This is a genomic window from Microbacterium paraoxydans (assembly GCF_900105335.1).
Taxonomy (GTDB): Bacteria; Actinomycetota; Actinomycetes; order Actinomycetales; family Microbacteriaceae; genus Microbacterium; species Microbacterium paraoxydans.
In genome coordinates this window covers 1,967,910-1,982,154 of the sequence record NZ_LT629770.1, presented here as the reverse complement: position 1 = coordinate 1,982,154, position 14,245 = coordinate 1,967,910, and the positions used below count along the sequence as shown (strand labels likewise).

General features: G+C 69.6%; 13 protein-coding genes. 9 read left to right on the top strand and 4 right to left on the bottom strand.

From position 1 onward, the window contains the following. Positions 1-677 precede the first annotated feature (677 nt). The 5 genes from BLU02_RS09905 (at position 678) to BLU02_RS09885 (ending at position 4,961) form a co-directional block, all read left to right on the top strand. Positions 678-1,601: a ParA family protein gene (locus BLU02_RS09905; RefSeq protein WP_060921332.1), complete on the top strand. Its 924-nt coding sequence runs from the start codon at positions 678-680 to the stop codon at positions 1,599-1,601. Next, complete coding sequence (locus tag BLU02_RS09900) at positions 1,601-2,575, top strand: ParB/RepB/Spo0J family partition protein (RefSeq protein WP_060921333.1); 975 nt, start codon at positions 1,601-1,603, stop codon at positions 2,573-2,575. Before BLU02_RS09905 ends, BLU02_RS09900 begins: the two co-directional genes overlap by 1 nt. Before the next feature lie 61 nt (positions 2,576-2,636). Further along, positions 2,637-4,085, top strand: coding sequence for a sugar porter family MFS transporter (locus BLU02_RS09895; protein WP_197676689.1), 1,449 nt, complete (start codon positions 2,637-2,639; stop codon positions 4,083-4,085). 9 nt (positions 4,086-4,094) lie between these two features. Further along, complete coding sequence (locus tag BLU02_RS09890; protein WP_025102860.1) at positions 4,095-4,430, top strand: hypothetical protein; 336 nt, start codon at positions 4,095-4,097, stop codon at positions 4,428-4,430. A gap of 6 nt (positions 4,431-4,436) precedes the next feature. Then, positions 4,437-4,961: a GrpB family protein gene (locus tag BLU02_RS09885; protein WP_060921335.1), complete on the top strand. Its 525-nt coding sequence runs from the start codon at positions 4,437-4,439 to the stop codon at positions 4,959-4,961. A 74-nt stretch (positions 4,962-5,035) separates the two neighbouring features. Here the strand turns inward: BLU02_RS09885 and trxA are convergent, their stop codons facing one another. The 4 genes from trxA to BLU02_RS09865 form a co-directional block, all read right to left on the bottom strand. Continuing rightward, on the bottom strand, positions 5,036-5,359 hold the full coding sequence (gene trxA / locus BLU02_RS09880; RefSeq protein WP_025102859.1) for a thioredoxin: 324 nt from the start codon (positions 5,357-5,359) through the stop codon (positions 5,036-5,038). 68 nt (positions 5,360-5,427) lie between these two features. After that, positions 5,428-6,402 (bottom strand): thioredoxin-disulfide reductase, encoded by a 975-nt coding sequence (trxB, locus tag BLU02_RS09875; protein ID WP_025102858.1) that lies wholly within the window; start codon positions 6,400-6,402, stop codon positions 5,428-5,430. A 79-nt stretch (positions 6,403-6,481) separates the two neighbouring features. After that, on the bottom strand, positions 6,482-8,116 hold the full coding sequence (gene murJ / locus BLU02_RS09870; RefSeq protein WP_060921336.1) for a murein biosynthesis integral membrane protein MurJ: 1,635 nt from the start codon (positions 8,114-8,116) through the stop codon (positions 6,482-6,484). Beyond that, positions 8,109-10,304: a DUF6049 family protein gene (locus tag BLU02_RS09865; protein ID WP_060921337.1), complete on the bottom strand. Its 2,196-nt coding sequence runs from the start codon at positions 10,302-10,304 to the stop codon at positions 8,109-8,111. Before BLU02_RS09865 ends, murJ begins: the two co-directional genes overlap by 8 nt. 96 nt (positions 10,305-10,400) lie before the next feature. Here BLU02_RS09865 and BLU02_RS09860 point away from each other — a divergent pair, with 96 nt between their 5' ends. From BLU02_RS09860 to BLU02_RS09845, 4 genes are all read left to right on the top strand, one after another. After that, positions 10,401-11,909, top strand: coding sequence for a DUF7059 domain-containing protein (locus BLU02_RS09860; RefSeq protein WP_060921338.1), 1,509 nt, complete (start codon positions 10,401-10,403; stop codon positions 11,907-11,909). 28 nt (positions 11,910-11,937) lie between these two features. Continuing rightward, positions 11,938-12,996, top strand: a complete 1,059-nt coding sequence (locus tag BLU02_RS09855) for an LLM class flavin-dependent oxidoreductase (RefSeq protein WP_060921339.1) — start codon at positions 11,938-11,940, stop codon at positions 12,994-12,996. Positions 12,997-13,031: 35 nt separating this feature from the next. Next, positions 13,032-13,505, top strand: a complete 474-nt coding sequence (locus BLU02_RS09850; RefSeq protein ID WP_060921340.1) for a GNAT family N-acetyltransferase — start codon at positions 13,032-13,034, stop codon at positions 13,503-13,505. Positions 13,506-13,578: 73 nt separating this feature from the next. Further along, on the top strand, positions 13,579-14,229 hold the full coding sequence (locus tag BLU02_RS09845) for a dihydrofolate reductase family protein (RefSeq protein ID WP_060921341.1): 651 nt from the start codon (positions 13,579-13,581) through the stop codon (positions 14,227-14,229). Positions 14,230-14,245 lie beyond the last annotated feature (16 nt).

Genomic DNA, 14,245 nt, shown 5'->3' with positions numbered 1-14,245 from the left:
GCCGGGTGACCGGCGTGCGCCGCGTACGACTCCCTACGGCAGCGACGGGTGGAGGCAGGCGCGGACGGAGCACCACGGGGGACCCGGGCTACGCCGAGTGCCTAGGCCGACCAAGGGTCGTGCGGAGGTTCACACGACGATGGCATGGTGCAGGTGAGCTGGACCGGTGCAGGGGGCCGTTCAGACACGGACAAGGAAGCAGTCCTCCGAGGCGCTCCCGTCTGGCGGCGTAGCGCTCGTCGTGCCTGCCCCGTCTTGGGGGAGCGGCGCGCAAATGTCGAGCCTGCGCGTGCCGGAGTGCCCATCGCGGGTCCCCGAAGCCGGGGCTCTTATGGGTTCAGGGCTGTATGACGGCGTGGAAGGACGGCGGAACGGGGAGGAATGTCCTCGATCTGGCCGAGGCGGGCGTGCCACCCGACGTGACCCTGGGACACGGATGAAGACGAGGCCCCAATTCCGCCCGCTACCCCGGACGACACGCCAGAGAAGTGAGGCAAGGAGGCCAATCTGCAGGACGGGAGTGCAACCAGGCGTTCCACGTGAAACGTCCAGGTTCTGCGTCCTGCAGGCCATCCGGCGGACGAGGTACGCGAGGCACGTATCCTGCTGCCTGGTCGTGCCGGTGATGCGAGGTCCGTCCCTGCGATTAGAGTGGAACGCGGCCCCGAAAGGAGTGGATGTTTCACGTGAAACAGTCCGAGAAGGCATCGTCGAACGAGTCGTTCGGGATGGATACACCCCTCGCGCGAGAAATCGCGGATCTCTCCGCCCGGCGCCGCGCGCTGGAAGGGGTCTCCGTTGAGTTCAGTGGCGACACCCGCATCCTGACGGTGTCGAATCAGAAGGGCGGCGTGGGTAAGACCACCAGCGCCGTGAACATCGCATCCGCGCTGGCGGGACTGGGCGCGAAGATCCTTGTCATCGACCTCGATCCGCAGGGGAACGCCTCCACGGCCCTCGGGGTGCCCCACAACGCCGACACCCCGAGCGTCTACGACGTCCTCATCGACGAGTTCCCCCTCGCGGAGATCGTGCAGCCGAGCCCGGAGAGTCCGAATCTCTTCTGCGCGCCGAGCACCATCCACCTCGCAGGCGCTGAGATCGAGCTCGTCGCGCAGGTGGCGCGAGAGCACCGCCTCCGTCGGGCTCTGGAGGACTACCTCGCGGACCATCCGGTGGACTTCGTCATCATCGACTGCCCTCCTTCCCTCGGGCTGCTCACGATCAACGCTTTCACCGCCGCGAACGAGGTCTTCATCCCGATCCAGTGCGAGTACTACGCGCTGGAGGGTCTGAGCCAGCTGCTCGGCAGCATCCAGATGATCCAGAAGCACCTCAACCCGGGTCTGCATCTGTCGACCATCCTCCTCACGATGTTCGACGGACGGACGCGGCTGGCCCAGCAGGTGGCGGAGGAAGTGCGGTCCCACTTCCCTTCGCAGGTGCTGGACACCGTGATTCCGCGCTCCGTCCGTGTGTCGGAAGCCCCCAGTTTCGGCCAGACGGTCATCGCCTACGACGGTCAGTCCGCCGGGGCGATCGCGTACCGCGAGGCCGCCGTCGAAATCGCGTCGCGACAGACGCAGAGCAAGGAGAGATAATGGCGAAGCGCACTGGACTCGGCCGCGGTATCGGCGCCCTCATCCCGACGGCGGACCAGACCGAACGTCCCGTCGACGTGTTCTTCCCCGGCGCGAAGATCGCTCCGACCCCCGAGGCTCCCTCCACGAGCGCCGACGCCGCGCCCGAGACCGAACTCGAGGCGGTGCCGGGGATCCACCTGATCCAGGTCGACCCGCAGGCGATCGTCCCCAACCCGCGGCAGCCCCGCACGCACTTCAACCCCGAGGACCTCGCGGAACTCGTGCACAGCGTCCGTGAGTTCGGCGTGCTGCAGCCGGTGGTCGTCCGGAAGAACAACGACGGCGAATACGAGCTCATCATGGGGGAGCGGCGTACGCGGGCTGCCCGCGAGGCCGGACTCGAGGCGATCCCCGCCATCGTCCGCGACACGGCCGACGAGGATCTCCTGCGTGACGCGCTGCTGGAGAACCTCCACCGCTCGGAGCTGAATCCCCTCGAAGAGGCGTCGGCCTACCAGCAGCTCCTCGACGACTTCGGCATCACCCAGGAGGAGCTGGCCACGCGCATCGGGCGCTCCCGTCCCCAGATCAGCAACACCATCCGCCTGCTCAAGCTGCCGGTGCCGGTGCAGCAGCGGGTGGCCGCCGGCGTGCTGACCGCCGGGCACGCCCGCGCGATCCTCAGCGTGGACTCGCCGGAGGCGATGCAGCGTCTGGCGGACAAGGTCGTCAACGAAGACCTGTCCGTTCGCGCGACGGAGGAAGCCGCCAAGTCGCAGCCGTCCGCAGGGAAGACTCCCAAGCCCACGCCGGGTGCGCGGCGGGCCTACCTGGACGAGGTCGCCGGCAAGCTCGGAGACCGGCTCAACACGCGCGTCCGGATCTCGCTCGGTGCCCGAAAAGGCCAGGTCACGATCGATTTCGCATCGATCCAGGATCTGAACCGCATTCTCGAGGAGCTGGGCGAAGAAGGGTACGGCTCCGCGCGGTGACCCCGCCCCTGGTCGGGGCTGGCATAGACTCGCGTCATCTTGACGATGCGAGGGGGATGCCATGTCCAGACCAGCTGATCCAGCCACCATCAAGCGTCGCGTGATCGCCGTCAGTATCGCGGCGGCTCTGGGTGGATTCCTCTTCGGATTCGACACCGCGGTGATCAACGGCGCCGTCGACGCTCTGGCCGGAGACGTCTCCGGATTCGATCTCGGCACGGGCCTCAAGGGCTTCGCGGTGTCGTCGGCCCTGATCGGCTGCGCCGTGGGCGCCTGGTTCGCAGGACCCGTCTCGAACAAGTTCGGTCGCATCCCCGTGATGGTGGTCGCCGCCGCCATGTTCTTCGTCTCGGCGATCGGCTCCGGCCTCGCCTTCAGCGTCGTCGATCTCATCATCTGGCGTGTGATCGGCGGCCTCGGTGTCGGTGCGGCTTCGGTGATCGCACCCGCGTACATCGCGGAGGTGTCGCCGGCAGCGATCCGAGGGCGCCTGGGATCGCTGCAGCAGCTCGCCATCGTCCTCGGCATCTTCGCCGCGCTGCTGTCCGACGCCCTGCTCGCGGGCATCGCGGGGGAGGCCGACCAGCCGCTGTGGGGCCTGACCGCGTGGCGATGGATGTTCATGGTCGCGGCCATCCCCGCGCTCGTCTACGGGCTGATGTCGCTCCGGCTGCCAGAATCCCCGCGCTATCTGGTCCGCAAGGGCGAGGTGAAGCGCGCCGCGGAAGTGCTCCGGACCGTCACGGGGACGATCGACACCGAAGTGAAGATCAAGGAGATCACGGGCACGATCGACACGGAGCGCTCGGAGTCGCTGCGGGACCTGCGGGGAAGCCGGCTAGGACTCAAGCCGATCGTCTGGGTCGGCATCCTGCTGTCGGTGTTCCAGCAGTTCGTCGGCATCAATGTCATCTTCTACTACTCCACCACGCTGTGGCAGTCGGTGGGCTTCGACGAATCCAGTGCCCTCCTCACGTCCGTCATCACCTCCGTCACGAACATCGTCGTCACGATCGTCGCGATCCTCCTCGTCGACCGGGTCGGTCGTCGGATCATGCTCCTCGTCGGCTCGGTCGGCATGACGGTGACCCTCGGACTCATGGCGCTCGCCTTCTCGTTCGGTACGCTCGACGCCTCCGGAACCGCGACGCTCCCGGACCCCTGGGCCACCGTCGCCCTCATCTGCGCCAACGGCTTCGTCGTGTTCTTCGGTGCGAGCTGGGGCCCGCTGGTGTGGGTGCTCCTGGGCGAGATCTTCCCGAACTCGATCCGTGCCGGTGCTCTGGCCGTCGCCGCGGCGGCGCAGTGGGTGGCCAACTTCTTCATCTCGACGACGTTCCCCGCATTCGCCGAGATCGGCCTCACGTTCGCGTACGGCTTCTACGCGTTCTTCGCGTTGCTGTCGTTCTTCTTCGTGTTCTTCAAGGTGCCGGAGACCAAGGGCCGCGAGCTCGAAGACATGAGCGAGGATGCGAAGGTGGAGCGCCGACCCCGTCGCGCACGCGCGTAGGCTGGAGGGATGACCGAATCCGTCCCCCGTCGCGCCAGCCTGGAAGTGCTGCGCGCCGAGGCGTCGGACGAACTCGCCGTCCTCGTCCAGGAGCGCCTTCTGGGCGGTGAGGACCCCTGGGAGTTCATGGAGGAGCTGCCCAGCGTCGACGAACTCGTCGTGTACCTGCTCCGTGCGGACAACATCGCGGCGAATGACGGTGTGCGACCCAACGCCGCACGACACTACCGCGTGCTGCGGCAGATCGCCCTCGAGTACCCGGAGCTCACACCGGCCGTCTGGGGGCTTCTGGACGAGAAGCAGCGCCACCGCCGCTGGGATCCCCGCATCGCCGACGCGTCCTGACGACCGATGCTCCTCGTTCCGTATGATCCGTCGTGGCCGCAGCGGTTCGAGGAGTTCGCGACATCGATGCGCGCCGCCGGGGCCGAGGAATGGATCATCGAGCACATCGGCTCGACCGCTATTCCCGGGATGAGCGCGAAGCCGGTCATCGACCTCGCGGTGCGCGTGGAGACAGGGGAGCAGTTCGGCGACCGGAGCTCCGCACTGGAGGAGGCCGGCTGGCGCATCGGCAGCGGGGTTCGCACGCATCCGGTGATGATCCGGGAGTCGGCGGGGGAGCGCCTCGCCATCGCGCATTTCTTCCCTGTCGCGGAGTGGGATCTCGCGCCCCAGCGTCTGCTGCGGGACTGGCTGCGCGCGCATCGGGCAGACGCGGAGCGATACGAGCGCGCCAAGCACGACGCAGCGCGGGCGGCGGCGGACGGGGTGTCCTCCTACAACGCGGGAAAGACGGCCGTCATCCAGGAGATCGTGAACAGCGCCCGGGCCGCGCGCGGTCTCGAGCCCGTGGACGTGTACGACAAGCGCTGACCGGGCGCAGGCGTCCCCGGGAATGCCAGAAGGACCGCACCCGGAGGTGCGGCCCTTCTCGTGGTCGTGGGGGATCAGCCGAGGAAAGCGGCGAGATCCTGCTCGAGGGCGAACTTCGGCTTGGCGCCGATGATCGTCGTCTTGACCTCTCCGCCCTGGAAGACCTTCATCGCCGGGATCGACGTGATCTGGTACTTCATAGCCAGCTCCGGGTTCTCGTCCACGTTGAGCTTGAGGATGGTGATCTTGTCGGGGTTGTCGGACTGGATCTCGTCCAGCACCGGCGCGACCATACGACACGGACCGCACCACTCGGCCCAGAAGTCCACCAGCACGGGACCATCGGCCTGCAGCACGTCCTGCTCCCAGGTCGCCTGGCTCGTTGCCTTTGCACTCATCAGAGTTCTCCTTGTTCGAGGTTCGCCTGTTGCAACAACGGGCGGGGGGAAAGTGTTCCCGGCCGTTGTCAGGCCGTGATGACCTCAGCGGCCTCGGCCGCAGGGACCTCGACGGAGGAGTCCTCGAGGTCGGCGAGGAAGTGCTCGGCGTCGAGGGCTGCGATCGTGCCCGTCCCGGCAGCCGTGATGGCCTGGCGGTAGGTGGGGTCGATCACGTCGCCGGCGGCGAAGACACCGGGGACCGACGTGCGCGAGGAGCGACCGTCGACCCAGATCGTTCCCTCGGGCGTGAGCTCGAGCTTCTCGTGGACGAGGTGGGTGCGCGGGTCGTTGCCGATGGCGATGAACAGGCCGTCGAGGGGCAGGTCGCGGAGCGAGCCGTCCTCCGTGGAACGCAGCTGCACGCCCGAGACGGCGTTGTCGCCGAGGATCTCCACGACCTCGCTGTTCCACACGAACTCGATCTTCTCGTTCGCGAAGGCACGCTCCTGCATGATCTTCGAGGCGCGGAGGGTGTCCTTGCGGTGGATGACGTACACCTTGTCCGCGAAGCGCGTGAGGAAGGTGGCCTCCTCCATCGCCGAGTCGCCGCCGCCGACGACGGCGATCGTCTTCTGACGGAAGAAGAAGCCGTCGCAGGTGGCGCACCAGGAGACACCGAAGCCGGAGAGACGCTCCTCGCCCTCGATGCCGAGCTTGCGGTAGGCGGAACCCGTCGCGTAGATGATGGTCTTCGCCTCGTGGGTGGCGCCCGAACCGAGGGTGACCTTCTTGACGGGACCGGCGACGTCGAGCTCGGTGACGTCGTCGTAGAGCACCTCGGTGCCGAACTTCTCGGCCTGCTCCTGGAACTTCGCCATGAGCTCGGGGCCCTGGATGCCCTCCGGGAAGCCGGGGTAGTTCTCCACCTCGGTCGTGTTCATGAGCTCTCCGCCGACCTCGACGGAGCTCGCGATGAGGAGCGGCTCCAGGTTCGCGCGCGCCGCGTAGATGGCAGCCGTGAATCCGGCGGGGCCGGAGCCGATGATGATGACCTGACGCATGTGATCTCCGTTAGAAAGGCGGTGCCGTCGAAAGACGTCCGACTGCTTCAACCCATGGTAACCGCGGGGCATTCCCGCGTCAGCGGCCGGGCAGGAAGCGGCGGACGAGCCCGCCGGCGGCCTTCAGCTCCGGGGCGCGGAAGACCGCGAGGATCGCGACGTAGACGAGCACCACGACGAGTCCGATGACGGCGGTGCCGAGCGCACCGAGCATCGCGCTGCCCATCATCCAGCCGTCCGCTCCTCCGCTCAGCACGAACACGCCCCAGCCGGCGAGGCCCGCAGGCACCGCAGCCAGACCGAATCGCCCCACGGCGGCCAGCCAGGAGCGCACTCCCAGACCACCGATCTTCCGGTGCAGGAGCCAGACGGCCAGGACGGTCTGCAGGATGCTGGCCACGGACTGCCCCAGGGCGACGGCGGCGGCCAGCAGGGACAGCGGCAGCACCTCGGCCTCGAACAGCGCCCAGGCGAGGAGGGCGGTGGCCACGATGAGCGTGCACTGCACGATCGTGAACCAGAACGGGGTGCGGGTGTCGTCGTAGGCGTAGAAGGTGCGCTGGACGATGAAGAGAACGGTCAGAGGGATCAGGCTGAGCAGGTAGCAGAGCAGGACCAGCGCGGCGGACCTCGCCGCGTCATCGGCGGTCACGAACTCGGTGTCCTTCGTGAAGACCCGCGAGGCCGGAACGGCGGCGGCGGCCACGGCGGCGACGGCGGCGGCGATGAAGAAGAGGAGCGTGCGGATGCTCCGGGAGATGTCGCTGCGGACCTCGTCGTCCCGGCCACTCGCGGCGTGCTCGCTGATCTGGGTGAAGTAGGGGGTGCCGATCGACAGCACGATCACCGAGTAGGGGAGCATGAAGATCAGCCAGGCGTTGGTCGTGACCGTGGCCGAGGCCTCGAGTCCCGCCGCCTCGCTGACGATGAAGCCTTGCAGGGTCCCCGCAGCCAGGCTCGCGAACGCCATCAGGAAGGTCCATCCGGCGAGGCGGCCGACCGTGCCGAGCCCGACGCCGCGCCAGCGGAAGTCCGGCTTCAGAGCCAGCCCCGTACGACGCCAGAAGACCAGCAGCACCACGGCCTGCAGGGCGATGCCGAGGGTCGCGGTCCCGCCGAGGAGCGAGATCATCGTCGGCGTCCACTCCGCCGCGCGCGTGGGCACGGGTCCGAAGAGGGCGCCGAGCGCCAGGAACCCGATGATCGAGACGACGTTGTTGACGACCGGCGCCCACGTGAAGGGCCCGAAGATGCGGCGGGCGTTGAGCGCCTCGCCGATCATTGCGTACAGGCCGTACAGCAGGATCTGCGGGAGGCACCAGTACGCCAGCGCCGTGGCGAGGGCCAGTAGCTCCGGGTTCGCACGACCGGCCACGATGTGCACGAGCCACGGTGCGCAGGCCGTGGCGATACCGGTGACCACGACGAGGACGACCGTACCGAGGGTGAAGAGCTTGGAGATGAACGCGTTGCCGCCGTCCGCATCCGCCGTGGCCTTGACGATCTGCGGCACGATGACGGCTGTGAGGATGCCCACCGAGATCAACGAGAAGACGCTGTTGGGCAACTGGTTCGCGTAGGTGAAGGCGTCAGCGGCCTCGGAGGCGACGGAGCCGAGCACACCGACGAGGACGATGCTGCGCAGCAGCCCGGTCACGCGGGAGACCAGGGTGCCCGCGCCGATGATGGCGCTGGCGCGCCCGAGACTAGTCACGCGACTCCTTCGCGGAAGGGGCCTCAGGGCCGTCGAGACGCTCCTGCACCGCGGCCTCCGCCTCCTTCTCCTCGATCAGTTCCTCGACGGCCGCCTCGACGGCCTGCTCCTCGATCGCCTCCCGGCGTTTCCGACGCACCGTGCGGACCACTCCGAGAGCGATGAGGAGCACGGCGAGTCCGCCGAAGACGACGAGGCCGATGGTCTCCCACTCCGCGCGCACCGCGACTCGGACGGTCTGCTCGGACTGGATCGGCACCCCGGTCGGGCTGGTGAGGCTGAGGCGCAGATCGAGTTCGCCGCTGCCGACACGGGCCGACACCGGCACCTTCGCCCGCGTGGTCGAATTCGCCTGCACGGCGACGTCGATCACGGGCGTCACCTCGAGGCGCGGATCGGTGGGGGCGGCATACAACCGCACCGTCACCGGCCACGGGAGGTCGTTGCGCACGGCGATGGGGAGGTCGGCGTTGGCCGTGAGGAGCTGGATGGTGCTGGAGTCGGGGATGCTGACGGCGCCGAGCGTCTCGGTGGTGCGCGCGCGATGTGCCGCTACCTTCTGGGCGAAGGCTTCCGCGGACGATCCGACCGCGATGGTCCGCAGGATCCGGATCCGCTCGGGGCTGAGCAGCACGAGGGGGTCGCTGAGGACGGTGGCGAAGGCTGTGAGGGAGCGCTCGTCGGCGAGGAGATTGGTGAGGTCGGACGCCCGGGTCGCCGCGGCCGTCTCGGGCAGCGTCACCGAGGCGGCGGGAGCCGCCCGTACCGTCGAGAGCTCGAAGCCGATCGAGTCGGCTGCTGAGATCGCGTCGCGGAGGGCGTCCGCGGAGCGGTTCTCGTCGCGCTCCAGGCCGATGAGGATCGGAGCGCCGGGGGCCCGGGCGCCGGCGAGGAAGAGCCGCGCGGCCGCTTCCGCCAACAGCCCCTGGCGGGGAACCGAGGCGGATTCTGTCGCCGCAGCAGACAGTGCGGCCGACGTGGCGGCGTCGGTGACGAGCAGGTCCTGACCGTCCGCTGTCGCATGGGCCGCACTCTTGTCGCCGACGGTCTCGGACGACACGATGGTCGTAGCGGGGCGGCCCAGATAGCCGGTGAACGCCGCGAGGTCGGCCTCTGTGAGGTCGCTCTCCGGCCAGACGATCCCCGGGATCGCGCCTTCGATCTCCGTGAGCTCCTCGTCGGTGGGAAGAGCCGGTCCGTCGGTCGGCGTCGCCGACGGTTCTGCGGTGGTGCCCGGAGTGCTCGTCGGTGTCACGGCTCGCTGCTGAGGGAACGCCGCGGGATCGAGCAGCGAGGTCAGCGGCAGCGGTGCCAGCGCCTCGGGCAGACCGGCCTGCGCCTGCACCGTGAGGTCGGCATCGCCGAACTGCAGGGCGAAACGGGCGTTGGGGAGTTCGTCGAGCCGCTGCAGCCAGTCGGTCGCCGCCGAGGGGGCGGCGGTGCCCAGCGCGCGGATCGACGTGAGGATGGCAGGGTCGACCGCGAGCACCGCCGTCGTCCCGGCCACGCCGTCGAGCTGCGCGGTGAGATCGCCGTCCGGGGCGGTCAACTCCGTGAGCTCCTCGGCGCTCAGGAGGGCACCGCCCGTCGGCGTGGCGGTGATGGGCACGATGACCCCGACGGGGCTCGTGGGGCCGGAGGTGACGACGAGGACGCTCGTCGCGGTGGTGTCCCAGGTCGTGGTGCGCTGCCCCTCACCATCCTTCGTGCCGGCTTCGCTCAGGGCGGCCCGCAGCGGGTACACCCCGGGTTTCAACGGCTTCAGGGTCTCCTGCGGCACGAACACGGTGGTGCCGACGGATCCGCCCGCCTCCGCCGGCTTCGTGGTCTCCTCTCCGAGGGGGAGGAAGGAGCCCGCGGCCTGGCCCTCGTCCAACCATTCGGTGACGGCGTCGTCGTCGGTCAGTGGCGTGCTGCCGAGCTCGATCTCGACGCGGCCCGCGGAGAGCTCCGCCTCGGTGCGGTTGTCGATCGTGACCACGGCCGACGTCGAGGTCCCCGGGGCGACGGTCCCGCGCAGGCCCGCCGTGACATGCAGTTCGACCCGTTGATCGTCGTCGGCGGCTGGCTGGTCGGCCGCCACAGCGGGACCGGCGACACCGATGGCGCAGAAGCCGGCGGCGACCACGAACGCCGCGAGCCGGCGCACGCGCGCGCGGAGGCCCGTCTCGGGTGTGATCGCGGTCATGAAGGTCTTCCTCGAACGCCGGGGAGAGGCGGATCGTGAGTACTGACTCTGCGATTCTAGGAGGCCGGACAGAGGAGAACCCTGAAGACGCGTAGAGTGACGGCCGTGTCCGACACCCCCGCCCCCCGCCCCGACCCGCTCCGCAGCGCCGCGCTCGCCGTTGATCTGGATGCTGCTGACCTCCGATCCGAGCCGCTGCGACAGCTCTGGGGCGAGGAGGCGGACGACGCACTGGGCCGTGGCCTGCGCGAACCCATCCTGCGGGCGATCGCCGGGGACGAGGGCGTGCTCGCGACCCTCGGGCGGCTCCTGGTGCTCGGGCTTCCCCAGCCCCGAGCGGCGGTGGAGCGCGCCCTGCCCACCCTCGGCGTGGACGGTCTGGAGGCGCTGGGCCTGGCGACGATCGACGCCGACTCCGTGATCCCGGTCGCGCTGCTGCGCCCGCAGTCGTTCGTCGACGAGGACGGTGTCGGGGAGTGGTGGATCGCCAGCGATCTGGACGAGGTCGCCCTCGACGGTCCGCTGCCGGCCGATCACGTCCTCGGCGTGGGCGGGGCCTCGCGCACGCTCGCCGAGACGGTCGTGCCGCTCGCGGTGGATCGTGCGCTCGACCTCGGCACGGGCTGCGGCATCCAGGCGCTCCTCGTCGCGCGGCGGGCCGGCCGGGTCGTCGCCACCGATGTCTCCCACCGCGCACTCGCCTACGCCGCGTTGAACGCGCAGCTCAACGGGGTCACGAACATCGAGTTCCGCCACGGGAGCATGTTCGAGCCCGTCGCCGGGGAGGCGTTCGACCTCATCGTCTCGAACCCGCCGTTCGTGATCACCCCCCGAACGGAGGGCGTCCCCGCCTACGAGTACCGCGACGGCGGTCTGGTCGGCGACGCGCTGGTCGAGCAGTTCGTGCGCACGGCACCGGCCCACCTCACCCCGCGCGGCATCGCCCAGCTTCTCGGCAACTGGGAGTCCCGCACGGGGATCACCGGCCTCGCCCGGCTGGACGCGTGGGCGCCCGCCGACCTCGACCTGTGGGTGGTGGAGCGGGAGGAGCTGTCCCCCCTCGCGTACGCGGAGCTGTGGATCAGGGACGGCGGGATCACGCCGCGCGACGCCGCGTTCACCCCGCTGCTGACCGCGTGGCTCGACGACTTCGCGGCGCGGGGCGTGACCGCGATCGGCTTCGGCTACGTGCTGCTCCGCCGGGGGCAGGGGGAGCCGCTGCGGCGGTCGGAGCGGGTCTCGCAGCCCGTGGCGAACGTGGGGGCGGCGCTCGGTCTCGGCCTCGCGGCCCACGATGCGCTCGCCGGGGGACTGCCGGACACCCTCGTCGTGGCCCCCGACGTCACGGAGGCGCGCCACCTGCTTCCCGGCAACGACGACCCGAGCGTGATCGAGCTGCGTCAGGGCGGCGGATTCGCGCGGACGGTCGCAGTGGATCCTGCGCTCGCCGGATTCGTCGGCGCCTGCGACGGCGAGCTCCAGGTGCTGCAGATCGCCCCCGCCCTCGCCGACCTCTTCGAGGTGCCCTTCCCGCAACTGTGGGCGGAGCTCGAGCCGCGGATCCGGGAACTCGTGCTCGACGGCTTCCTCCTCCCGGGGGAATAGTCCCGGCTTCCATGCGTTCGAATACACCATGAAGGCTTTCGGATTCCTCTCGTTCGGTCACTATGCCGACGTGCCCGGCTCGGCGACCCGCACCGCGGGCGACATGCTGAAGCAGACCATCGAGATCGCGGAGGGCGCGGACGAGCTCGGCGTCAACGGCGCCTATGTCCGCGTGCACCACTGGGCCCGCCAGGCGGCGTCCCCGATGCCGCTGCTGACGGCCATGGCCGCGCGCACCGAGCGGATCGAGGTCGGCACCGGCGTGATCGACATGCGCTACGAGAACCCGTTCCAGTTCGCGGAGGAGGCCGCCGCGCTCGACCTCATCGCCGACGGCCGGATCGCGCTCGGCGTGAGCCGTGGGTCACCCGAGACGGCGCTGCGCGGCTACGAGACCTTCGGCTTCCGCGACGAGGAGGACCCGGAGCGCGGCAGCGTGCTCGCGCGGGAGAAGTTCGAGATCTTCCTGCGGGCCATCGACGGCGAGCGCCTCGCCCCCGGCGACCCCCGGATGGTGGGCGCGGGACAGTACCTCGCGATCGAGCCCCAGTCGCCCACGCTGCGCGACCACATCTGGTGGGGCTCGGGTTCGCGTGCCACGGCCGAGGAGACCGGACGCCAGGGGCTCAACATGATGAGCTCGACGCTCGTGACCGAGGCCACGGGGCAGCCGTTCCACGAGCTGCAGCGCGAGCAGATCGAGCTGTTCCGCTCCGCCTACCGCGAGGCCGGTCACACCGGGTCGCCGCGGGTCTCGGTCAGCCGCAGCGTGTTCCCGCTCGTGTCGGACATGGACCGCGCCTACTTCGGGCTGCGCAGCGAGGAGAACGCCGACCAGATCGGCATCATCGACGGGTTCCGCTCCACGTTCGGCAAGACCTACGCCGCGGAGCCCGATGTGCTCATCGAGCAGCTCCGACAGGACGAGGCGGTCATGGCCGCGGACACCCTCATGCTGACGATCCCGAACCAGCTCGGGCCGGAGTACAACCTCCATGTGCTCGAGGCGTTCGCGGAGCACGTGGCGCCGGCCCTCGGGTGGAAGCCCAACACGGAGGGTCCGGTCCAGGGCGACCCCGTGGCCTGATCCGGCACGGCGGTCCGGCGGATAGTGTCGGATCCATGTCCGCAGGAAGTGCCCCGCTCATCATTCGGCCGTGTCGAGGGGAAGAGGAGTACGCGGCACTCGTCGAGATCTGGCGCAGTGCCGTTCGTGCCACGCATGACTTCCTCGACGAGGCCGACTTCGCCCGGATCGAATCGCATCTCGCGTCCGACTACTTCCCCGCGGTGACCCTCACCGTGGCCGAACAGGACGGGATTCCCGTCGGGTTCGCGGGTGTCCACGACGGCGGGCTGGAGATGCTCTTCGTCTCCGATGCCCTCCGCGGCCGCGGTGTGGGCTCCGTGCTCCTCGCCGAGGTCGTCGCCCATCAGGCCGTGGTCAGGGTCGATGTGAACGAGGACAACCCGGGCGCGCGCGGGTTCTACCGCAGCCGGGGCTTCGTGGAGGTGGGTCGGAGCGCGCTCGACGGCGACGGTCGTCCCTACCCGACCATCCACATGGCGCTTCCGGGAGATCCCGGGGCCTCTTGACAGGGGCCGCGTGACGCCCGACGCTGGGGACGGCGCGCCGACCGGCGCCCGTCCCCACCGCTTCGGAGGCACCATGACCCGCGTGCGCGTCGACCTCAACATCACCCTCGACGGCTTCGCCACGACGACCGATCAGACCCCGGAGAACCCCTTCGGCGAGGACTGGGGACGCCTCACCGCGGCCTACACCGCGACCCGCACCTTCCAGGAGCGCGTCTTCCACGACACGAGCGGCGCGGGCACCACCGGGGTGGACGAGAAGTACGCGGCGCAGTACTTCCAGGGCATCGGCGCCGAGATCATGGGCGCCGGGATGTTCGGGCTCCACGCGAACCCGGACGACCCGGAGTGGCGCGGCTGGTGGGGCGAGGAGCCGCCGTTCGAGGTTCCGGTGTTCGTCCTCACGCACACGCCGCGCCCGCCGATCGAGTTCGCGAACGGCACGAGCTTCCGCTTCCTCTCCGCGACCCCGGAGGAGGCGCTGCGGGAAGCCGTAGCCGTGGCCGGAGGACGTGACGTGCGCGTCGGCGGCGGGGCGACCACGGTCCGGGAGTTCCTGCGCGCCGGGCTCGTCGACGACCTGCACGTCGGCATCACCCCCATCCTCACCGGCAGCGGCATCCGGCTGTGGGACGACCTGCGTGGTCTCGAGGCCGGCTATCGCGTGACGTCCGAGGTCGCGGAGTCCGGAGTGACCCACGTCACGTTCTCCCGCGAGGGCTGAGTCACCGGCGCGGGGT

Excerpts from the sequence above, each read along its gene's own strand:
- BLU02_RS09855 (WP_060921339.1), top strand. The coding sequence starts at position 11,938 with ATGAAGGCTTTCGGATTCCTCTCGTTCGGTCACTATGCCGACGTGCCC.
- trxA (WP_025102859.1), bottom strand. The coding sequence starts at position 5,359 with ATGAGTGCAAAGGCAACGAGCCAGGCGACCTGGGAGCAGGACGTGCTG.
- BLU02_RS09900 (WP_060921333.1), top strand. The coding sequence starts at position 1,601 with ATGGCGAAGCGCACTGGACTCGGCCGCGGTATCGGCGCCCTCATCCCG.
- BLU02_RS09885 (WP_060921335.1), top strand. The coding sequence starts at position 4,437 with ATGCTCCTCGTTCCGTATGATCCGTCGTGGCCGCAGCGGTTCGAGGAG.
- BLU02_RS09865 (WP_060921337.1), bottom strand. The coding sequence starts at position 10,304 with ATGACCGCGATCACACCCGAGACGGGCCTCCGCGCGCGCGTGCGCCGG.
- BLU02_RS09905 (WP_060921332.1), top strand. The coding sequence starts at position 678 with ATGTTTCACGTGAAACAGTCCGAGAAGGCATCGTCGAACGAGTCGTTC.
- trxB (WP_025102858.1), bottom strand. The coding sequence starts at position 6,402 with ATGCGTCAGGTCATCATCATCGGCTCCGGCCCCGCCGGATTCACGGCT.
- BLU02_RS09895 (WP_197676689.1), top strand. The coding sequence starts at position 2,637 with ATGTCCAGACCAGCTGATCCAGCCACCATCAAGCGTCGCGTGATCGCC.
- BLU02_RS09890 (WP_025102860.1), top strand. The coding sequence starts at position 4,095 with ATGACCGAATCCGTCCCCCGTCGCGCCAGCCTGGAAGTGCTGCGCGCC.
- BLU02_RS09845 (WP_060921341.1), top strand. The coding sequence starts at position 13,579 with ATGACCCGCGTGCGCGTCGACCTCAACATCACCCTCGACGGCTTCGCC.
- BLU02_RS09850 (WP_060921340.1), top strand. The coding sequence starts at position 13,032 with ATGTCCGCAGGAAGTGCCCCGCTCATCATTCGGCCGTGTCGAGGGGAA.